Origin of the sequence: Streptomyces cyaneofuscatus, from assembly GCF_033109485.1 — a bacterium.
Classification (GTDB): Bacteria; Actinomycetota; Actinomycetes; order Streptomycetales; family Streptomycetaceae; genus Streptomyces; species Streptomyces cyaneofuscatus.
In genome coordinates this window covers 2,426,799-2,447,103 of sequence record NZ_CP137002.1, presented here as the reverse complement: position 1 = coordinate 2,447,103, position 20,305 = coordinate 2,426,799, and the positions used below count along the sequence as shown (strand labels likewise).

Here is a 20,305-nt window from a genome sequence, read left to right as displayed (position 1 = left end):
CTTGTCCAGATATTCGACTATGAGTCACGTCACCGCATCGGAATGGACTCGTGCGTAACAGGGTTGGTCCGGTAAGAAAGACGTTTACACCCCTCATCCGGGGCTCAGGGCGCGTGTGCGGCGCGCCCGCGCGTATGTACCTCTCCCTGCCAGGGCGGGCCAACCGCTTGACGCAGGGCACGTACGCGGTGCCCGCCCACCCCTCCTCAACCAGGAGTGGCCACCCTCAAACGATGAAGACTTAAGGGGTCAACACCATGGCAGCGGAGATCGTCAATCCTCGCAGCGACAGCACCACCGACAGTGGCATCCAGCGCACGAGCGCAGCGGACACCGGGGCCGACGAGCCCTTCGATCCGGCCTTCGCCCTCCACCGCGGAGGGAAGATGGCCGTGCAGTCCACCGTCCCGATCCGGGACAAGGACGACCTTTCCCTGGCCTACACGCCCGGCGTGGCCAAAGTGTGCAGCGCCATCGCCGACAACCCCGAGCTCGTCCACGACTACACCTGGAAGTCCCAGGTCGTGGCCGTCGTGACGGACGGCACCGCCGTGCTCGGCCTCGGTGACATCGGGCCCGAGGCGTCCCTCCCCGTGATGGAGGGCAAGGCCATCCTCTTCAAGCAGTTCGGCGGCGTGGACGCGGTGCCGATCGCGCTCGCGACCACGAGTGTGGACGAGATCGTCGACACCGTCGTCCGGCTCGCCCCTTCCTTCGGCGGGGTGAACCTGGAGGACATCTCGGCCCCCCGGTGCTTCGAGATCGAGCGCAAGCTCCAGGAGCGGCTGGACATCCCGGTCTTCCACGACGACCAGCACGGCACCGCCGTCGTCACCCTCGCCGCCCTGCGCAACGCCGCCAAGCTCTCCGGGCGGACGCTCGGTGACCTGCGCGGCGTCATCTCCGGCGCGGGTGCGGCGGGCGTGGCCATCGCCAAGTTCCTGCTGGAGGCCGGCATCGGCGATGTCGCGGTGGCCGACCGCAAGGGCATCGTCAGCCGGGACCGGGACGACCTGACCGAGGTCAAGCGCGAGCTGGCCGAGCTCACCAACCGGGCCGGGATCTCCGGGTCGCTGGAGAAGGCGCTCGCCGGTGCGGACGTCTTCATCGGCGTCTCCGGCGGTACGGTTCCGGAGGCGGCGGTGGCGTCGATGGCGCCGGGCGCGTACGTCTTCGCCATGGCCAACCCGAATCCGGAGGTCCACCCCGAGGTCGCGCACAAGTACGCGGCCGTGGTGGCGACCGGGCGCTCCGACTTCCCGAACCAGATCAACAACGTGCTGGCGTTCCCGGGGATCTTCGCGGGGGCGCTCCAGGTGCGGGCCTCCCGGATCACGGAGGGCATGAAGATCGCCGCGGCGAACGCGTTGGCCGACGTGGTCGGCGATGAGCTGGCGGCGGACTACGTGATCCCGTCGCCGTTCGACGAGCGGGTCGCGCCGGCGGTCACGGCCGCGGTGGCCGCGGCTGCGCGGGCGGAGGGTGTGGCTCGGCGCTGACGATGGCGTGAAATCGGCCCCTCCGGCGTTTGAGGAGCCGGGGTCTGGGGGCGGAGCCCCCGGGGCGCTGCCCCGGACCCCGCTCCTCAATCGCCGGAGGGGCTTGATTGGTTCGGGCCTCCGCTGCTCAAACGCCGCAGGGGCTTGGTGGGGTCGGGCCACGCAGGAGCACTTGGTGTGCGTCACACGCGCTTTCGGTTACGTCGTCGGGCCGGCCCGCCTATCGTCTAGCCATGTTCGCCGCCTACGCAGCCCGCATCGACCCCGACCAGCCCCTCGACGGCCTTGAGCTGGGCGAACGCCCGGCCCCGGAGAAGCGTCCCGGGTGGAGCACCATCACCGTCCGGGCCGCCTCCCTCAACCATCACGACCTCTGGTCGCTGCGGGGCGTGGGGCTCTCGCAGGACCGTCTTCCGATGATCCTCGGCTGTGACGCCGCCGGTATCGACGAGGACGGCAACGAGGTCGTCCTGCACTCCGTGATCGGCCAGTCCGGGCACGGGGTCGGGCCGAAGGAGCCGCGCTCCATCCTCACCGAGCGCTACCAGGGCACCTTCGCCGAGCAGGTCACCGTGCCCACCTGGAACGTGCTGCCCAAGCCGAAGGAGCTCTCCTTCGAGGAGGCCGCCTGTCTGCCGACCGCCTGGCTCACCGCGTACCGGATGCTCTTCACCAACGCCGGGGTCCGGCCCGGCGACTCCGTGCTCGTCCAGGGCGCCGGCGGCGGGGTGGCCACCGCCGCGATCGTCCTCGGGAAGGCCGCCGGGCTCCGGGTCTTCGCCACCAGCCGCGACGAGACCCGGCGCAAGCGGGCCGTGGAGCTCGGTGCGCTCGCCGCGTACGAGCCGGGCGTGCGGCTCCCGCAGCGGGTGGACGCCGTCATCGAGACCGTCGGCGCCGCCACCTGGTCCCACTCCGTGAAGTCGCTGCGCCCCGGCGGCACCCTCGTGATCTCGGGGGCCACCAGCGGCGACCGCCCCTCGCACGCCGAGCTGACCCGGATCTTCTTCCTGGAGCTCAAGGTCGTCGGCTCCACCATGGGGACCAAGGACGAGCTGGAGGACCTGCTCGCGTTCTGCGCGACCACCGGCGTGCGGCCGGTCATCGACGAGGTGCTGCCGCTGGGCCGGGCCCGTGAGGGGTTCCAGCGGCTGGCCGACGGCGAGCAGTTCGGGAAGATCGTGCTCCGGCCGACGGAGTAACTCCGCACAAGTAGTCAGCGCCTCATACTTGAACAAGTGTCAGCTTTGCTGATGGGATGCCGCCCATGCGTATGGGCAGAGCACTCATAGCACTTGTCGTCGCGTCCGTCCTGGCGGCGGGGGCCCTCGCCCCCGCCGCCTCGGCGCACCCCGCATCCACTCAGGCCGCCGCCCCGTCGGCGTACGAACACGCCATCCCGCCCCTCACCGACAGCCGGGGCCGCGCCCTCACCCTGCGCGGCTGGAACGTCGAGGACAAGGCGAACCGGGGCGAGGCAGCACTGAGCGCCATCACCGAGCGCCACTTCCGCGACCTCAGTGCCAACGGGTTCAACTTCGCCCGGCTGCTGGTCTTCTGGGACGACCTGGAGCCCCGGCGCGGCCAGTACAGCGAGCGCTACCTCCGGAAGATCGAGCGCATCCTGGGCTGGGCCCACCAGCACCGCATCCAGGTCCTCATCGACGCCCACCAGGACGTCTTCGGGCCCGCCTTCGGCCACCGGGGCATCCCGGAATGGGCCACCAGGACCGACGGGCTGCCGTTCACCCCGAACCCCGACGACTGGTTCTCCGAGTATTTCCAGCCCGCCGTCCAGCGGGCCTTCACCCACCTCTACGAGGACCCCGACCTGCGCCGCGCCCAGGCGGCCATGTGGCAGGTCCTCGCCGAACGGTTCCGCGATCACCGGGCCGTCATCGGCTACGACCTGATCAACGAGCCGATGGGGGAGCTGCGCGAGCGCGAGGACCTGCCGACCGCCGCCCGCCGCATCGAGGCCGAGCACCTCACCCCGATGTACAACCGGCTCGCCCGGGCCATCCGCGCGAAGGACCGCACCACCTGGCTCTTCGTCGAGCCGACCCCCATCGTCGGCGAGGGCGTGCCCACCGGGCTCGGCCGGATCCACGACAGCCGGACCGTGTACGCCCCGCACTTCTACAACACCGCCATGGAGGCGGGCGCGGACTACGACCCGTCGGCCGGCTGGATCGAGGCGTACGAGGCCGCCGTCACCGCCTACCCGGCCCGCCACCGGATGCCCGTGGTCGTCGGCGAGTGGGGGCCGCTCAACAACTCCCTCCCCAACATGGGGCGCTTCTACCGCGAGGCCGTCGCCTCCCTCGACCGCTACAGCTCAGGCTGGGCCGGATACGTCTGGTGCTACGGCGGCGGCTACTGCGCGGTCGACGAGCGCGGCCGCTTCCGTACGAACAAGGAGCAGACGGCGACCCCGTACGCCCCCGCCGTCGCGGGCACGGTCCGCTCCGACACGTACGACGCCACCGCCCGCTCCTACCGGCTCGCCTACCGTGCGGCCACCCGCCCGGGCCTCACGGAGCTGTCCCTCCCGCCCTCCTCCCGGGGCTGGCGCGTCTCCGTCACCGGCCGGGCCGCCCGCGTCCTCGGCAAGGCGCCGTACGGGGGCCGCCTGACCGTGGTGGCGTGGCCCGGGGCGGAGGTGGTGGTGACCGTGCGGGAGGCTGGCCCGTATGGACGAACTGACCGCCCCTGAAGGGTTTCTGCTGCGCCCCTGGCTCCCCGCCGACGCCTCCGCCGTACTCCGCGCCTTCGCCCCGGCCGAGATGGACCGCCAGAGCGACCGGCCCGTCGCCGACCGGGCCGACGCGCTGGCCTGGATCGCGGACCGTACGCGGGAGAGGGGAGCCAGGACCGGCTACTCCTGGGCCGTCGTGGGGGAGGAGGGCGAGGCGCTCGGCTGCGTGGCCGTCCGCGCCGTCAATCGGGCCCATGACACGGGCTGGGTCTCCTACTGGACCACCGAGGCGGCGCGCGGCCGGGGCGTCGCCCCCGCCGGGGTGCGGGTGGTGGCGCGCTGGGCGTTCGGCGAACTCGGCCTGTACCGGCTGGAGCTGGGCCACCGCACCGACAACCCCGCCTCGTGCCGGGTCGCCGTACGGGCCGGGTTCGCGCCCGAGGGGATCGAGCGGGGCAAGCTGCGCTACGGCGACGTGCGGTACGACGTCGAGCGGCACGCCCGGCTCGCGGACGATGTTGTCAACTTTGATTGACGGCACTCGCGTGTCAATGTACGTTGACACCATGACCGAAGCAACGGATCTGGCCGCACGCGCCGGTGACCGCGACCCGCGCGTCGGGCTGCGGGCGGTGGCAGCGCTGCGGCGGCTGCTGGAGCAGCTCGAAGCCGTACAGGTACGCAGTGCCCGCGTCCAGGGATGGTCGTGGCAGGAGATCGCCGCCGAGCTGGGTGTCAGCCGGCAGGCCGTGCACAAGAAGTACGGGAGGCGCTGATGTTCGAACGGTTCACCCAAGGGGCCCGCGCGACCGTCAAGGGAGCCGTGGCGCAGGCGGAGCGCACCGGGGCCGGATCGGTCACCGAGGAACATCTGCTGCTCGCCCTGCTGGAACAGGAAGGCAGCCGGGCCTCCTTCGCCCTCGCCGCCCTCGGACTGAGCGGCCGCCGCGCCTCCCTCGACGCCTCCTTCACCGAGGCCCGCCGCCGGGGCGGGCTGACGAAGGCCGACACCGAGGCCCTCGCGGGGATCGGGATCGACGTCGACGCCATCGTGGGCCGGGTCGAAGGGGCTCACGGGGAGGGCGCTCTCGACGCCGGCCGAGGCAGCCGCCGGTGGTGGTCGGGCCACCGCCCCTTCACCCCGGGGGCGAAGAGCATCCTGGAGAAGTCGCTACGGGTCGCCCTCGGGCGCGGCGACCGCTTCATCGGCGAGGAGCACCTGCTCCTGGCGCTCACGGCGGCCCCCGGAACCGTCGCCGACGTCCTCGCCGAGCACGGGGCGACGTACGCGACCGTGCACCGCGCGCTGTACGGGCCCGAGGCCGACGGGCAGGGGCACGCCAAGGCGGGGTGAGGGCGCCAACAGCGGGGGCGGGGGCGGGGGCGGGCCTGCACATGCCCCCGCCCACTCTCCTCAGCCCTTCTCGTCGCCCTCCGGCGTCAGCAGCGCCTCGATCCGCGCCGCCGCCGCGCCCAGGTGGCCGCGGGCCTCGGCCAGCTGGTCCCCCGTCACCCCGTGGTCGCGGGCGGTGTCCCGTACGGTGTCGCGGAACCGGTCCAGCAGGCGGTCCAGGTCGCGGGCCGGGTCATCCGTGACCGGGACGTCCGTGCCCCAGTCGGAGGCGGACGCGGACTCACGGGCCTCGGTGGCCTCGGTGGCCTCAGCGGTCTCCGTGGCCTCGGACGGTCCGGGCCTGCCGAACGAGGACCAGCCGCCCGCCCGCGCGAATCCGCCGAGCTGCCCGGTGATCTCGGCCAGCCCCTCCCGTACACCGGCGGGCCAGTCGCCCCGGGCGAAGTGCTCCTGCACCTGGCGGGCGGCGTTCTGCATCTGCTCGCGGGCCCGGTCCTGCGCCTCCTTGGCCTGGCGGCGGGCCTGCTGGGCCTCCTCGCGGGCGCGGCGGGACTCGTCCTTCGCCCGGCGTGCCTGCTCCTGCCACTCCTCCTTGGCCCGGCGCGCCTCCTCCTTGGCCGCGCGCCACGCCTTGCTGTCCGTGAGGTCGCCCAGGTTGCCGAAGTCCCCGAAGTCGCCCAGGTCCCCGAAGGGGGAGGACTGCTTGCCCTGGTCCGTACGGGTCTCGGAGGCGGCCGCCCGCATGTCGCTGCGGAGCCGGCCCGCGGCCCCGCGCACGTCGTCGCGGATCTCGGCGGCCAGCTCGGCGAGGGAGTCGCGGATCTCCAGCTCCAGGTCGGCCAGTTCGCCGCTGCGGCCCGCCAGCTCGGCGCGTCCGGCGTCCGTGATCGAGTAGACCTTGCGGCCGCCCTCGGTGGCGTGGGTGACCAGGCCCTCGGCCTCCAGCTTGGCCAGCCGGGGGTAGACGGTGCCCGCGGAGGGGGCGTACAGGCCCTGGAAGCGCTCCTCCAGGAGGCGGATCACCTCGTAGCCGTGGCGCGGGGCCTCGTCCAGGAGCTTGAGCAGATACAGGCGCAGTCGGCCGTGGGCGAATACGGGGGCCATGTCAGAGAACCTTTCCGGTCGGCTCGGCACCGTGCGTGTCGTCCTCGGCCGGGGGCCTGCGCAGCAGGGCGATCGAACCGGACACGGTCGTCGCCCGCAGGGTCCCCGTGCCGGCGCCGAGCGTGCCGGTGATCTTCTTCGCGCCCCACTGCCCGCCGACCCGGAGGTCCTCGAAGGCGTTGGAGACGGTCCCGCTCGCGGTGTTGGCCTCGACCCGGGCGTCCGCCGGGTGCGGCAGCCGGATCGCGATCGCGCCGGAGACCGTGGTCAGCCGGATGTCGGTGGGCTTCCCCGAGGGGTCGACGTCCAGCACCATGTCCCCGCTGATCGACTCGGCCCGGACCGAGGCACCCGCCCCGTCCACCACCGTCAGATCACCGTTCACGGAGTGGAAGCGCAGGTCCCCGGTGACGCTCTGGGCCTCCAGGCTGCCCGAGACGGAGTCCCCGCGGACGGCGCCGGTCAGGCCGACGAGCGCGATGTCGCCGGTGATGCCGCGTACGTCGGTGCGGCCGCCGATCCCGGAGACGACGGCCCCGGCGCCGACCACGCCCACCTCCACCGAGGCGCCGGCCGGCACGACGAGCGAGACGACCGCGCTGCGGCGGCGCCCTTGGGGGTCGAGCCAGCGTAGGAGGTCCTGCCAGGGGAGGTCCTCGTACGCCACGGTCAGGCGGCCGTCCTCGTGGGTGACGAGGAGCGGCGGCCCCTCGATGGCGGAGACCTCCAGCCGGGCGCCCGGCTCATCGGTGCCGACCACGTTGACGGTGCCGCCGACGACGCGGACGTGGAGCGAGGTCACCGGGTCGTCGAACGTGAGCTTCTGCGGCTCGGCGACGGTCCGCTTCGACACAGCCATGGACAGGACCTCCCGGAGAGAACAGCAACGCAACATATCGCGTCTCGCGAGGAACACGATATATCGCGGATGGGGGAAGTCAAGCGCCATCCATGGGCACCCTCTGGACACCTCAGGTGGCGAAAAGAGGAACAAAAACCATCAGGGTGGGGCAAATTGGCCTAGCGTGTGGCCCATGAACGCGACATCCACGGGGGCGCTCCTGCTGTGCCGCGCCGACCCCGAGACCGTACGGCCGCTCGCCCACCTGCTGCGCGAGCAGATGCTGCTGACGCGCGCGGGCGAGGAGTGGAGCGTTCTCGTTCCGGAGGGGAAGCCCTGGCGGGGCGCCGGCCTCTCCGGCGGCGGTGACCCCGAGCCGGTCGACCGGGTCCTCGGCGGCTGGGCCACCGCCCTGGCCGTCGGCTCCAGCTGGCCGGTGCTCGCCCTGTGGTGGGACGCCGACCGGGCCGGCTACACCCTCGCCGCCGGATTCCGCCGCCCCGTCGGCTACGTCTGGCTGACCGACGGCACACCCGTGGGCGAGGACGAGGCGATGCGCACCTTCGCGGCCCGGCTCGGCCTCGATCCCGTACTGGACCTCCAGGAGCTGGAGGAGCTGACCCGGCCCGACCCGGAGTCGGACGCCGAGGCCCGGCTGCGCGGCCTGCTCGCGGTCCTGACCCGTACGGGACTCGCCCTGCCGACCGGGCTCGGCCCGGGCGAGAGCGCCGACCGGCTGCGCAGTGTGGCGGCGGTGCAGCGCGGGGTGGAGCGCGTCGAGTGGGCCGGGTGGCGCGATGCCGTACGGGTCGAGCTCGACGCGGTGGAGAGCAGCAGCCTCGGCCCCTGGGTGCGCGGCCCCCGGGCCCGGGCCATCGCCGCCGCCCAGCTCGCGGCCGGGCTCCCGCTGCTGCTGTGGGGCGCCCGCCGCCGCAGCGGGGGATGGGCGGCCGCGGGAGCCGTACTCCTGGCGCAGGGCGCGCTGGGGCTCGCCTACCACCGGGCCCGGGCGGCTACCGAAGACCGCTAGACGGCTTACGCGTCCTCGTCGTCCTCGTCGTCCAGCCGGGCCAGCCAGGTCGCGAGGCGCTCGACCGGCACCTCGAAGTCGGGGTTGAGATCGACGAACGTCCGCAGCTGCTCGGCGAGCCACTCGAAGGTGACCTCCTCCTCGCCGCGCCGCTTCTCCAGTTCCTCGATGCCACGGTCCGTGAAGTACATGCGCACAGGATAACGAGGCTCAGGCAGCCCCCGGAACGCCGGAGGCCCGGCCCCGCGACAAGCGCGGAACCGGGCCTCGGTGACGTACGAACAGGCCGTACGGCCGTGACGGTCCTCAGGCCTCGAAGACCTCGTTGACCAGCTGCGTCTGCTCCGCCTGGTGACGCTTGGCCGAGCCGACCGCCGGGGACGAGCCGTGCGGCCGCGAGATACGGCGCAGGCGCTCGCCGTGCGGCACGTCCGCGCCGACGGCCAGGTCCAGGTGGTCGATCAGGTTGAGCGCGATGAACGGCCACGCACCCTGGTTGGCCGGCTCCTCCTGGGCCCAGAGGTACTTCTCGGCGTTCGGGTACTTGGCGATCTCGGCCTGGATCTCCGCACCCGGCAGCGGGTACAGGCGCTCCAGCCTGATGATCGCGGTCTCCGTGTCGCCGCGCTTCTCCCGCTCGGCGTCCAGGTCGTAGTAGAGCTTGCCCGAGACGAACACGACCTTGCGGACGTTCTCCGCCTTGACGCTGTCGTCGCCGATCACCGGGCGGAAGCCGCCGACGGTGAACTCCTCGATCTTCGACGCCGCGGCCTTCAGACGCAGCATCGACTTCGGGGTGAAGACGATCAGCGGCTTGTGGTGCGGGTTGTGCACCTGCCAGCGCAGCAGGTGGAAGTAGTTCGACGGCAGGGTCGGCATCGCGACCGTCATGTTGTCCTGCGCGCACATCTGGAGGAAGCGCTCGGGGCGGGCGGAGCTGTGGTCCGGGCCCTGGCCCTCGTAGCCGTGCGGCAGCAGCAGCGTGACGCCGGAGGTCTGGCCCCACTTCTGCTCGGCCGAGGAGATGAACTCGTCCACGACGGTCTGGGCGCCGTTGACGAAGTCACCGAACTGGGCCTCCCAGATGACCAGCGACTCCGGGCGGGCCAGCGAGTAGCCGTACTCGAAGCCCATCGCCGCGTACTCGCTGAGCAGCGAGTCGTAGACGTTGTAACGGGCCTGGTCCTCGGTGAGGTACAGCAGCGGGGTGTAGTCCTCGCCGGTGACCTGGTCCACCAGCACCGCGTGGCGCTGGCCGAACGTGCCGCGGCGGCTGTCCTGGCCGGCGAGCCGGACCGGGGTGCCCTCCATCAGCAGCGAACCGATGGCCAGGGTCTCGCCCATGCCCCAGTCGATCGTGCCGTTCTCCACCGAGGCCGCGCGACGCTGCATCTGCGGCATCAGACGGGGGTGGACGGTGATCGACTCGGGGATGTTGACCTGGGACTCGGCGATCCGCTTCACGACCTCGGCGGAGACCGCGGTCTCCACGGCGACCGGGAAGGCGGCCTGCGGCTCCGGGATGTGCGGGGCGGCCGGCTGCGAGGTGGCCTCGCGGACCTCGGCGAAGACCTTCTCCAGCTGACCCTGGAAGTCCTGGAGCGCCTGCTCCGCCTCTTCCAGCGTGATGTCGCCGCGACCGATGAGGGACTCGGTGTAGAGCTTGCGCACCGAGCGCTTCTTGTCGATCAGGGTGTACATCTGAGGGTTGGTGAACTCCGGGTTGTCGCCCTCGTTGTGACCGCGGCGGCGGTAGCAGATGAGGTCGATCACGACGTCCTTGTTGAACGCCTGCCGGAACTCGAAGGCGAGCCGCGCGACGCGGACCACGGCCTCCGGGTCGTCGCCGTTGACGTGGATGATCGGCGCCTCGATCATGCGCGCCACGTCGGTGGCGTACATCGAGGAGCGCGAGGACTCCGGGGCGGCGGTGAAGCCGACCTGGTTGTTGATCACCACGTGCACGGTGCCGCCGGTGCGGTAGCCGCGCAGCTGCGACATGTTGAGCGTCTCGGCGACGACGCCCTGGCCCGCGAAGGCCGCGTCGCCGTGGAGCGCGATCGGCAGGACCGTGAAGTCCGTGCCGCCCTTGTTGATGATGTCCTGCTTGGCGCGGGCGATGCCCTCCAGGACCGGGTCGACCGCCTCCAGGTGCGAGGGGTTGGCGGCCAGCGAGACCTTGATCTGCTCGCCGTCCAGACCGGTGAAGGTGCCCTCGGCGCCCAGGTGGTACTTGACGTCGCCGGAGCCGTGCATCGAGCGCGGGTCGAGGTTGCCCTCGAACTCGCGGAAGATCTGCGCGTACGACTTGCCGACGATGTTCGCCAGCACGTTCAGCCGGCCACGGTGGGCCATGCCGATGACGACCTCGTCGAGGCGGGCCTCGGCTGCGGAGTCGATGACCGCGTCGAGCAGCGGGATGACGGACTCGCCGCCCTCCAGCGAGAACCGCTTCTGACCGACGTACTTGGTCTGCAGGAACGTCTCGAACGCCTCGGCCGCGTTCAGCCGGCGCAGGATGCGCAGCTGCTCCTCGCGCTCGGGCTGCTGGGTGCGGGGCCGCTCCACGCGGTCCTGGAGCCACTTGCGCTGCTTCGGGTCCTGGATGTGCATGAACTCGATGCCGGTGGTGCGGCAGTACGACTCACGCAGCACGCCGAGGATGTCGCGGAGCTTCATCATCGACTTGCCGGCGAACCCGCCGACCGCGAAGTCCCGCTCCAGGTCCCACAGGGTGAGGCCGTGCTCGGTGATGTCGAGGTCGGGGTGCTTGCGCTGGCGGTACTCCAGCGGGTCGGTGTCGGCCATGACGTGGCCGCGGACCCGGTAGGAGTGGATCAGCTCGAAGACCCGCGCGGCCTTCGTCACGTCGTTGTCGTGCGACGCGTCGATGTCCGTGAGCCAGCGGACCGGCTCGTACGGGATGCGCAGGGCCTTGAAGATCTCGTCGTAGAAGTCGTTCTGGCCGAGCAGCAGCTGGCTCAGGACCCGCAGGAACTCGCCGGAGGCGGCGCCCTGGATGACCCGGTGGTCGTAGGTCGACGTGAGCGTCATGACCTTCGAGATGCCGAGCTTGTTCAGGGTGTCCTGGGAGGTGCCCTGGAACTCCGCCGGGTAGTCCATCGCGCCGACGCCCATGATGAGGCCCTGTCCGGGCATCAGGCGGGGCACCGAGTGGACGGTGCCGATCCCGCCGGGGTTGGTCAGCGAGGCGGTGACGCCGGAGAAGTCGTCCATGCCGAGCTTGCCGATGCGGGCGCGCCGGACGATGTCCTCGTACGCCTGCCAGAACTCGAAGAAGTTGAGCGTCTCGGCCTTCTTGATGGCCGCGACGACCAGCTGGCGGTCGCCGTTCGGCTTCACCAGGTCGATGGCGAGACCGAGGTTGACGTGCTCCGGCTTGACCAGGGTCGGCTTGCCGTCCTTCACCGCGAAGGAGTAGTTCATCGACGGCATGGCCTTGAGGGCCTGCACCATCGCGTACCCGATGAGGTGCGTGAAGGAGATCTTCCCGCCACGGGCGCGCTTGAGGTGGTTGTTGATGACGATGCGGTTGTCGAAGAGCAGCTTCACCGGGACCGCGCGGACGGACGTGGCCGTCGGCAGCTCCAGCGAGGCGTTCATGTTCTTCGCGACGGCGGCCGAGGGGCCGCGCAGCGTCACGTACTCGGGGCCGGCCGGGGCTTCGGTGGAGTCGTCGGCCTTCGGCTTGGCCTTGGCGGGCGCGGTGGCGGGCTTCGCTGCCGCGGGCTTCGCCGGGGCCGGAGCCGGGGCGGCCTTGGCCTCGGCCTGCTCGGCCTTGGCCGGGGCCGCCTTCGCCGGAGCCGGAGCGGCTGCGGTGGTGGCCGGAGCCGCGGCCTGCGCCGGTGCGGCGGCGGCCGGGGTCTCGGTCGCCGCAGCCCCCGAGGCTGCGGCGCCGGGAACGGGCTTGTCCGCCGTGCCGGAGGAACCCGGCTTGTAGTCGGCGAAGAAGTCCCACCAGGCGCGATCGACCGAACTGGGATCCTGGAGGTACTGCTGGTAGATCTCGTCGACGAGCCACTCATTGGCGCCGAAAGCGGCGGCCGGGTTGGTGCCCGGGCTGGCTTGGTCGGTCGAGATGCTCGAGTTACTGGGGGACTGAGACGACACGGCGGCAACCGCCCTCTTCCGCTTCACAAGGTGATGGACAGCGGAAATCAAGGCTACGCCCCCCAAACCGTTCCTTGCAGACCGGGCCGGTGCTTCGTCGTGCACATCACATCGCAACGCGGGTTTCGGCGCAGGAAATGGCGGGAAACAAGCGAGGTTCCACTGCACTTCGGGTACGCAGGACCGTGGATACGGCCATCTGACCGTATCCCCTAGAGATCCCCTTCGGGCTGGACACGGAGAACGTGCCCTTCCGGTTCGACCTTATGTCAACGACGTCTCGCCGTGTCGTCAACCGCGTCGCTCGGACAGCCCCGGGAGGGTGACCTGGATGCGGCAGCCCCGAGCGGATTCGGCCACGCCGATCCGGCCGCCGTGCAGATCCACCGCCCAGTGGGCGATCGCGAGCCCCAGTCCCGTACCGCCGTCGCTGCCCGGACCGTGCGGTGAGGGGGCCTGGCCCCGGTTGAACCGCTCGAAGACCCGGTACCGCTCCGCCTCCGGGATGCCGGGACCCTCGTCGATGACCTCCAGCTCCAGCGACTCCGGGTACGCCCCGCGCCGCGCCAGGACCGTCACCCGGCCGTGCGGCGGGCTGTGCTTGACCGCGTTGTCGATGAGGTTGGCCACCACCTGGTGCAGCCGCTCGGCGTCCGCGTGCGCGGTGAGCTCCGGCGGCGAGACGTCCAGATGGAGGTGGACGTCCGTACGGGAGTGGTTGCCCGATCCCGACGACAGGCGTCGCTGAGAGGCGGCGAGATTGGCCTCTTTCAGTACGCCCGAGAGATACGGCCACACCTCGAAGCGGCGCGCCTTGAGCGTCACCACCCCGTTGTCCAGCCGGGACAGGTCCAGCAGCGTCTCCACCAGCCGGCCGAGCCGCTCCGTCTGCTTCAGCGCCGTGCGCATCGTCTCGGGATCGGCGGCCGAGACCCCGTCCACCACGTTCTCCAGCACGGCCCGCAGCGCAGCGATGGGCGTCCTCAGCTCGTGGGAGACGTTGGCGACCAGCTCCTTGCGGTGCCGGTCCTCCGCCTCCAGGTCGTCCGCCATGCGGTTGATCGTCTGGGCCAGGTCGCCCAGCTCGTCCCGCCGCCCGGCGCCGCTCACCCGGCGCGTGTAGTCGCCGTGCGAGATCGACCGGGCCACCGCCCGCATCTCGTCCAGCGGCGCGGTCAGCCCGTGCGCCACGAACTGCGTGATCAGCAGCGTCGCGATCACCGAGAACACGGTGATGAACTGGAACTCGGTCCGGGTCCGCAGGGCCACGATCAGCAGCCCGGTCGTGATGAACACCGAGACCACGACCAGCGTGCCGAGCTTGGCCTTGATGGAGAAGGGCCGCATCCCCGACCCTGGCCGGGTCATGGGGCCGGGGTCTCCAGGGCGTAACCGACGCCGTGCACCGTACGGATCCGCTCGGCGCCGATCTTGCGGCGCAGCGCCTTGATGTGGCTGTCGACCGTACGGGTGCCCGAGGCGTCCGCCCAGTCCCAGACCTCGGCCAGCAGCTGCTCCCGGGAGAGCACCGCGCGCGGGGTGTTCGCCAGGCAGACCAGCAGGTCGAACTCGGTCGGCGTGAGGTGGACGTCCTCGGCGCGCACCCGGACCCGGCGCTGCGCGTGGTCGATCTCCAGCTCGCCGAGGCGCAGTATCCCGCTGCGCGGGGTGACGGCGGCCAGCGCGGCCCGCTCCACCCGCCGCAGCAGGACGTGCACCCGGGCGGCCAGCTCCCGCATGGAGAACGGCTTGGTCATGTAGTCGTCGGCGCCGACCCCGAGCCCGACCAGCATGTCGGTCTCGTCGTCGCGCGCGGTGAGCATCAGCACCGGCACCGGGCGCGTCGCCTGCACCCGGCGGCAGACCTCCAGGCCGTCGAAGCCGGGAAGCATGATGTCGAGCACCATCAGATCGGGCTGCCACGCCTCGGCCGCGTCGACGGCCGCGGGCCCGTCCAGCGCGGTCTGCACCAGAAAGCCCTCCGCCCGCAGGCGCGCGGCAATGGCGTCGACGATCGTGGCGTCGTCCTCGACCACCAGCACCCGGCGTTGAGCCCCTGGGGTGGCCGCGACGCCGTTGTGGGTGGTGTGTGTCTGTTCCATCGCCCCGCCCCTGCCCGCTCTCGCGGGGAACGAACCCCCGCAAGGCACGGTCTTCGCTCGTGGATTTCGTGGGTGATCCCTATGTGCCGGTCAGCAGCGTAAAGGCAGCGGAGGGCTCCCGGCTACGCAGGGTGTTGCCCCAGGGGTGTGAGTTCGGCTCCGGCGGGGCGGCGGATCGTCGGCCTTGTGAAGGTTGCCCCGTCTCCCACCGGACCCGTACATACCGGGAGGGGGCTTCCAGGGCCCTCAGGTGGCCCCTCAGTGGCTTCTCGATGCGAGATGGACCACGTCCGGCACACCTCGGGCAACAGTCACTTCTTCGGTCCTAACCCCGCTGAAACCGGCATTCCGCAACGCCTGTTCGAAGGCCGGGGACGGCTGCGCGGACCAGACGGCGAGCACTCCGCCCGGGGTCAGCCGGTCGTGGCAGTGGGCCAGACCGGTGGGGGAGTAGAGGCTCCCGTTGTCCTCCGTGACGGTCCAGTCGGGACCGTTGTCGATGTCCAGGCAGAGCGCGTCGTAACGCTCCGTGGCGGTACGGAGGTGGGCGACCAGATCCGTGTGCACGACCTCGGTCCGGGGGTCGGCCAGCGCCGCCCCGGAGATCCGGTCCAGCGGGCCCTGCCGGTGCCAGCCGACGATGGCCTGCTCCCGCTCCACGACCACGATCCGCCCCCAGCGCTCCTCCTCGGCGGCCCGCACCAGCGAGAAGCCCACCCCGAGCCCGCCGATCAGCACCGACGGGCCGGTCCGGCCGGCGGGCAGGGCGCCCAGAGCGGCATCGATCAGCAGCCGCTCGGAGCGCCCGTCGGAGGTGTCCATCAGGAAGCAGCCGTTGGCGATGATCTCGAAGTGCTCCCCGCGCTCCCGCAGGACGACCTCACCGAAGGGGCCTTCGCGGCGGTCGAGGGTGACGGGCGCGGGGGGAACCATGGCGCAGGTGTAGGTCTGGGTGTCGGGTTCCATGGACCGGATTCTAGGAGGGCCACCCCTTGGCGTGATCGCGGTCCGGGCGGGGGCCGCGCAGTGCCAGGAGCGCCGCCCCCACCACGTACGCCGTCCCGGCCGTCACCCAGGCCGCCACCTCCGGCCCCGGCTGCATCGGCCACGCCCAGTACGCCGCCGCCCCGCCCGGCGTCCGGGGCGCGGCCAGATAGACCGCGCCCCCGTAGACCGTCATCGGCAGCCAGCTCGCCCGGGCCCCCAGGAGCGCGGCCGCCGCCGCCGTCACCCCCGTCGCGCCCACCACGTTGCGGACCATCGCCGGGGCGCCGAAATGCTCCGGATGACCCGGCACGGCCACCGCCAGGGCCCCGGCGGTGAGCGCGGTGAGGGCCAGCAGGTACGTCAGCCGCCGGGGCCACCAGCGGCGTACGGCCGTGCGGTCCAGCTCCTCGGTGTGCGAGAGGAGCCCGGTGCCGATCGCGGCGGCGGCGAGCAGCGGGGCGAGCGCGAGGACCGGGACGCGGGCCGTGTGGTCGAACTCCGGACGGTCCTGGAGCCAGTCGGCGGCCCACGCGGCGAGCACGGCGGTGGCCGCCAGCGCGGCGAGGGTCGCCGGCAGGGCCCGGGAGCGCAGGTAGAGCACAGGCAGCCCCAGTCGTACGGTCGTCACAGCGCCGGCACCGCCTTCGGGTCGCAACTCGTACGGGTGGCCAGATAGCGGCCCAGCCAGGCCCGGCGCTCGGTGTCGCCCATGGCGGTGAGCCGGTTCAGATACACGGCGCCCCGGGCCGGGTCGAGCATCGAACTGCCCCAGGGGGCCAGCCAGTGCACCACGGCGTCGTCGGTCTCCCGCATGCGTACGGTGGCAGGGTCTTCCTCCACCCCCTCCGTCACGGACTCAGGGCAGTCGCGTTCGGTGAGAAAGTGCGCCGTCTCCCGGGCGTACCCGGCGGGATCGGCGATCCGGTCACGCACCACCGTCCAGCCGCGGGACGTGTAGGGCAGCCGGGAGGTGTCCGGCGGGAGCCGCCGGCTGTCGGAGGTCTGGACGTACCGCACAGGCGCACCCGGTACCCCCTCCAGGCGGGAGACCAGCCCGGCCAGGGCGTCGGACGCCGGGGACAGCAGCGGGCCGTCGAGCCCGCCCACACAGACCTGCGGCACCGCCTCCGTACAGATCAGCTTCTCCGCCACCGGGTCCTCCCGGAACACGTCATCACCGCTGCTCACGATCAGGGGCGCGACGACGGCGGCGGCCACCAGGGGGACGAGCGCGAGGAACCGGCGCCGCACGGCGTACCCGGTGACCAGGGCGAGCACCGGAGCGCCCGTCCACAGGACCATCACGGGCACGAACCAGGCCACCGGCACCCGGTCGGCCAGGAAATACTGCTCGGCCGGGTTCAGGAAGCGGAGGTCGGAGGAGGTGTACGTCGGGGCGCCCAGGACGAGGTACGTGACCGCCGCGAGCACCGGCGCGGCCAGCCGCCACCGGCACACGCGCCCCACCACGAACCCGGTGAACACGGCACACACCGAGAACCAGGCATCCAGGACGATCATGCCCACCGAGGGGCCGCCGGCCCCGGCGTACGGCCAGCTGGCGGCCAGCACCCCCGCCACGGCCACCAGGTGGCCGACGACCACCCACACCGCGACCGGCAGCGCCGCCATCATCAGCTGCGCCGCCCGCGAGCGAGGCACCGAGAGGCACAGCCCGACGGTTCTGCGCCGGTGCTCCCGGCCGCCCTGCCAGCACCCGGCGGCCGCCGCCAGCGGGCCGCCGATCAAGGTGGTCAGCGAATGCAGCAGCCCCTGCGTCTCGCCCCAGCTGCCCTGCCACTGGGCGGCTTTGCTGATCATCGGTACGGCGATGGTGAGGGCCATGGCGGGTGCGACCCAGGGGGCGATCCCGCGCCGCAGCTCGGCCCGGAACGCCGCACGCGCCGGATGGCCGATACGGGGCGGGGCGGCGGCCGGGGCGGTGGGCTCCGGCGGGCTCAACGTGTCCGTCATGCCCCCACCGCCGTACGGTGGGCGCGCAGGGCGGCGGTGTAGCCGCGCTCGATCGGGTTGCCGCCGAGCCCGTCCGCCGCGTCGCCCAGTTCGATCAGGTCGGCGGTGGTGCCCCGGTAGGCGATCCGGCCCGCCTCGATCAGGGTCACGTCGGAGCAGGCCGCCGCGACGTCCTCGACCAGATGCGTGGAGACGATCACCGTGGAGGTCAGGCCCACCTCCCGCAGCAGGGCCCGGAACTCCACGCGCTGCTCCGGGTCGAGACCTGCGGTCGGCTCGTCCAGCAGCAGGAGCGCGGGTTCGTTGACGATCGCCTGGGCGATGCCGACCCGGCGCACCATGCCGCCGGAGAGGGTCTTCACCTTGGCGTCGATCCGGTCGCCGAGGCCGACCCGGTCCACGGCCCGTTCCACCGCCGCCGCGACCCCCGCCCCGTCCATCTCCTTGAGCCAGGCCACGTAGCCGACGAACTCGCGGACGGTGAACCCCGGGTAGTAGCCGAACTCCTGGGGCAGATAGCCGAGCCGGCGCCGTACGGAGGCGCGCTCGCGGTGATCGGCTCCCCGGCCGACCTCGCTGCCCAGCAGCTCCACCTGCCCGGCGTCCGGGGGCGAGACCGTGGCCAGCACCCGGATCAGGGACGTCTTGCCCGCCCCGTTGGGCCCGAGCAGTCCGTGCACACCCGGAGCGAAGTCCAGGTCCACGGCGTCCAGGGCGGTGTTCCTGCGGTGCCGGACGGTCAGCCCGGTCACTTTGGCGCTCACGGCGTCTCCAGATGGTCGAAGGATCGGCGGCGGGCGGCGAGCAGCAGCGCGCACGCCACGGCCCCGGCGGCCCAGCCGCTCTGGACGGCGGGGCCGGCGAAGTACGGGGAGGCCCCCGCCATCAGCGCGGCCCCGGCCGGCCCGCCGGCGGCGGCGGGGGCGACGACGAACGCCAGCCAGGCGGCCCCGACGGCGGCCGCCCCCCGGCGGCCGCCGACGAAACTGCCCAGCGCGAGCGCGGCGAGCGTCAGCGCCAGCCCCGGCAGCAGCCAGGCGGCCGCCCCCGGGCCGCCCGCCGCGACCGGCAGCACGGCCCCGGCCAGGGTCAGCGCCGGGACGCTCACCGCGAGGACGGCGGCGGCCCGGGTCAGCAGCAGCCGCAGCCCGCCGGACGGGGTCGAGGTGGCGATCTCGTACAGCGGATCGGCGTGCAGCCCGTAGGACAGGGCCACCCCGGCGAGCGGCAGCACCGGCGCCGTCACCAGCAGCAACGGCCGCACCGAGGCCCCGAGCCCGGCCCCGTACGACAGGGCGACGGCCCCGAGGGCGACGGCGACGAGCGCCACCAGCCAGGCCCCCCGCAGGGCGGGCCCGGCGGCCCACACGACCCGGGCGGCCCGTGACAGGCGCGGGGGCACCCCCGTGGTCCCCGCGCCTGTCACGGTGGTGGTGGTTCCCGCGCCTGTGCTGGCGCCGATGGCCGGGCCGGTGCCGTTGTCGGCGTACGCCCGGGAGCCGACGCTCTCGCGCGGTTCCCGGACAGCCCGCTCCAGCACCGCCGCCCGGATGGAGGCCAGCAGCGGGCCCGTCTCCGGCCCCGCCCGGACGGCCGACGAGACCACGGCCGCGCAGGCGCCGCACGCCTCGACGTGCTTCTCCAGCGACCACGCATCGCTCTCGGCAGCCGTACCGGCGGCGTACCGCGCGGCCAGCTCCCCGTCCACGTGCCAGTGGTGCCCCAGGCCCGAACGCCCTCGCCTCATGCCGTGCCTCCCAGCGCTTCGCCGTCCGGCGTCAGCCGTTCCAGTGCGTCCCGCAGCTCACGCCGGGCCCGCATCGCCCGGGTCTTGACCGTGCCCTCGGGGATGCCGAGCAGCGCGGCCGCCTCCCTCGTCGACAGCCCGTCCACGACCGTGGCGCGCAGGACCTCGCGCAGCTCCGGCGAGATCCCGGCCAGCGCGGTGCCCACGTCCCCGTACTCCAGGCCCGCCAGCACCCGGTCCTCGGCGGAGGGGGCGACGGTCTCCGGGGCCGGGCCCGGTGCCCGGTCGGCGCGGGCGCCCGCCCGCAGGGTGTCGACGAGCCGGCGGGAGGCGATCACCCACAGCCACCCGCCGACCTGCGCGCCCCGGTGCGAGCCGGCGGAGCGCCACACGGTCACGAAGGTGTCCTGGAGCACTTCGCGCACGGTCTCCGCGTCCGCGCACCGCCGGGCGAGCCGGGCGTGCAGCCACCCGGCGTGCCGGTCGTAGAGCGCGCCCAGCGCCTCCGCGTCCCCGCCCGCGACGGCGCGCACCAACGCCGCGTCGTCGCTCTCCGCCTCCGTACCGTCATTCCGGTCTCCCCCCGCAGGGCGCAACAGCCTCACACCCTCCCTATCGACGGGCGGACGCTATCCGGTTCACGGGTTCACCAGGAGATTCACCCGGAGGTTCACCAGGGCGGGAGACCGGCCCCGGGAATAGCCGTTCCGCGTCCGACGCTCCCGTGGACAGGGGGCTCACCAGGCTTCCAGGTCTTGATCGCTCACAGCGAACACCGCTCGGGGAACATTCGGCGGCTCACAAGCATTGAGTCCACATAGCTCAACTTGCCTGCCGA

19 protein-coding genes are annotated in these 20,305 nt (G+C 72.5%); 7 read left to right on the top strand and 12 right to left on the bottom strand.

Annotation, left to right across the window (positions count from 1 at the left end; genetic code table 11):
* The first annotated feature begins 257 nt into the window (after window positions 1-257).
* From R2B67_RS10150 to R2B67_RS10125, 6 genes are all read left to right on the top strand, one after another.
* Window positions 258-1,499 (top strand): NAD(P)-dependent malic enzyme, encoded by a 1,242-nt coding sequence (locus R2B67_RS10150; protein ID WP_317817391.1) that lies wholly within the window; start codon window positions 258-260, stop codon window positions 1,497-1,499.
* A gap of 233 nt (window positions 1,500-1,732) precedes the next feature.
* Window positions 1,733-2,701: a zinc-binding dehydrogenase gene (locus R2B67_RS10145; protein ID WP_317817390.1), complete on the top strand. Its 969-nt coding sequence runs from the start codon at window positions 1,733-1,735 to the stop codon at window positions 2,699-2,701.
* A 65-nt stretch (window positions 2,702-2,766) separates the two neighbouring features.
* A complete protein-coding gene (locus tag R2B67_RS10140; protein WP_317817389.1) occupies window positions 2,767-4,215 on the top strand; it encodes a cellulase family glycosylhydrolase in 1,449 nt (482 codons plus the stop codon).
* Complete coding sequence (locus tag R2B67_RS10135) at window positions 4,193-4,732, top strand: GNAT family N-acetyltransferase (RefSeq protein WP_317817388.1); 540 nt, start codon at window positions 4,193-4,195, stop codon at window positions 4,730-4,732. The genes R2B67_RS10140 and R2B67_RS10135 overlap by 23 nt, the downstream gene beginning before the upstream one ends.
* Window positions 4,733-4,763: 31 nt before the next feature.
* Window positions 4,764-4,973 carry a sigma factor-like helix-turn-helix DNA-binding protein gene (locus R2B67_RS10130; RefSeq protein WP_006127526.1) on the top strand — a complete coding sequence of 70 codons (210 nt, stop codon included), beginning with the start codon at window positions 4,764-4,766 and terminating at the stop codon, window positions 4,971-4,973.
* A complete protein-coding gene (locus R2B67_RS10125; protein WP_317817387.1) occupies window positions 4,973-5,551 on the top strand; it encodes a Clp protease N-terminal domain-containing protein in 579 nt (192 codons plus the stop codon). The genes R2B67_RS10130 and R2B67_RS10125 overlap by 1 nt, the downstream gene beginning before the upstream one ends.
* Window positions 5,552-5,611: 60 nt before the next feature.
* On the opposite strand, the gene R2B67_RS10120 is transcribed toward R2B67_RS10125, so the two are convergent.
* On the bottom strand, window positions 5,612-6,655 hold the full coding sequence (locus R2B67_RS10120; RefSeq protein ID WP_317817386.1) for a PadR family transcriptional regulator: 1,044 nt from the start codon (window positions 6,653-6,655) through the stop codon (window positions 5,612-5,614).
* 1 nt (window position 6,656) lies between these two features.
* On the bottom strand, window positions 6,657-7,514 hold the full coding sequence (locus tag R2B67_RS10115; RefSeq protein ID WP_317817385.1) for a DUF4097 family beta strand repeat-containing protein: 858 nt from the start codon (window positions 7,512-7,514) through the stop codon (window positions 6,657-6,659).
* A gap of 175 nt (window positions 7,515-7,689) precedes the next feature.
* On the opposite strand from R2B67_RS10115, the gene R2B67_RS10110 reads away from it, so the two are divergent.
* Entirely contained in the window at window positions 7,690-8,526 is an 837-nt protein-coding gene (locus R2B67_RS10110) for a hypothetical protein (RefSeq protein ID WP_317817384.1), read from the top strand.
* A gap of 5 nt (window positions 8,527-8,531) precedes the next feature.
* Here the strand turns inward: R2B67_RS10110 and R2B67_RS10105 are convergent, their stop codons facing one another.
* From R2B67_RS10105 to R2B67_RS10060, 10 genes are all read right to left on the bottom strand, one after another.
* The gene (locus R2B67_RS10105) at window positions 8,532-8,717 is read right to left on the bottom strand and encodes a DUF6104 family protein (protein ID WP_003966321.1); all 186 of its coding nucleotides are present in this window, start codon (window positions 8,715-8,717) and stop codon (window positions 8,532-8,534) included.
* 115 nt (window positions 8,718-8,832) lie between these two features.
* Window positions 8,833-12,657: a multifunctional oxoglutarate decarboxylase/oxoglutarate dehydrogenase thiamine pyrophosphate-binding subunit/dihydrolipoyllysine-residue succinyltransferase subunit gene (locus tag R2B67_RS10100; protein WP_317817383.1), complete on the bottom strand. Its 3,825-nt coding sequence runs from the start codon at window positions 12,655-12,657 to the stop codon at window positions 8,833-8,835.
* A gap of 291 nt (window positions 12,658-12,948) precedes the next feature.
* The gene (locus R2B67_RS10095) at window positions 12,949-14,025 is read right to left on the bottom strand and encodes a HAMP domain-containing sensor histidine kinase (RefSeq protein WP_317817382.1); all 1,077 of its coding nucleotides are present in this window, start codon (window positions 14,023-14,025) and stop codon (window positions 12,949-12,951) included.
* Complete coding sequence (locus R2B67_RS10090) at window positions 14,022-14,759, bottom strand: response regulator transcription factor (protein WP_018509977.1); 738 nt, start codon at window positions 14,757-14,759, stop codon at window positions 14,022-14,024. The genes R2B67_RS10095 and R2B67_RS10090 overlap by 4 nt, the downstream gene beginning before the upstream one ends.
* Window positions 14,760-15,017: 258 nt before the next feature.
* Window positions 15,018-15,725 carry a spermidine synthase family protein gene (locus R2B67_RS10085; protein ID WP_317817381.1) on the bottom strand — a complete coding sequence of 236 codons (708 nt, stop codon included), beginning with the start codon at window positions 15,723-15,725 and terminating at the stop codon, window positions 15,018-15,020.
* A 10-nt stretch (window positions 15,726-15,735) separates the two neighbouring features.
* Entirely contained in the window at window positions 15,736-16,374 is a 639-nt protein-coding gene (locus R2B67_RS10080; RefSeq protein ID WP_317817380.1) for a hypothetical protein, read from the bottom strand.
* Window positions 16,371-17,720 (bottom strand): hypothetical protein, encoded by a 1,350-nt coding sequence (locus R2B67_RS10075; protein ID WP_317817379.1) that lies wholly within the window; start codon window positions 17,718-17,720, stop codon window positions 16,371-16,373. Before R2B67_RS10075 ends, R2B67_RS10080 begins: the two co-directional genes overlap by 4 nt.
* Complete coding sequence (locus tag R2B67_RS10070; RefSeq protein ID WP_317817378.1) at window positions 17,717-18,484, bottom strand: ABC transporter ATP-binding protein; 768 nt, start codon at window positions 18,482-18,484, stop codon at window positions 17,717-17,719. The genes R2B67_RS10075 and R2B67_RS10070 overlap by 4 nt, the downstream gene beginning before the upstream one ends.
* The gene (locus R2B67_RS10065; protein WP_317817377.1) at window positions 18,481-19,467 is read right to left on the bottom strand and encodes a zf-HC2 domain-containing protein; all 987 of its coding nucleotides are present in this window, start codon (window positions 19,465-19,467) and stop codon (window positions 18,481-18,483) included. Before R2B67_RS10065 ends, R2B67_RS10070 begins: the two co-directional genes overlap by 4 nt.
* Window positions 19,464-20,072: an RNA polymerase sigma factor gene (locus R2B67_RS10060; RefSeq protein ID WP_317817376.1), complete on the bottom strand. Its 609-nt coding sequence runs from the start codon at window positions 20,070-20,072 to the stop codon at window positions 19,464-19,466. The genes R2B67_RS10065 and R2B67_RS10060 overlap by 4 nt, the downstream gene beginning before the upstream one ends.
* Window positions 20,073-20,305: the final 233 nt, after the last annotated feature.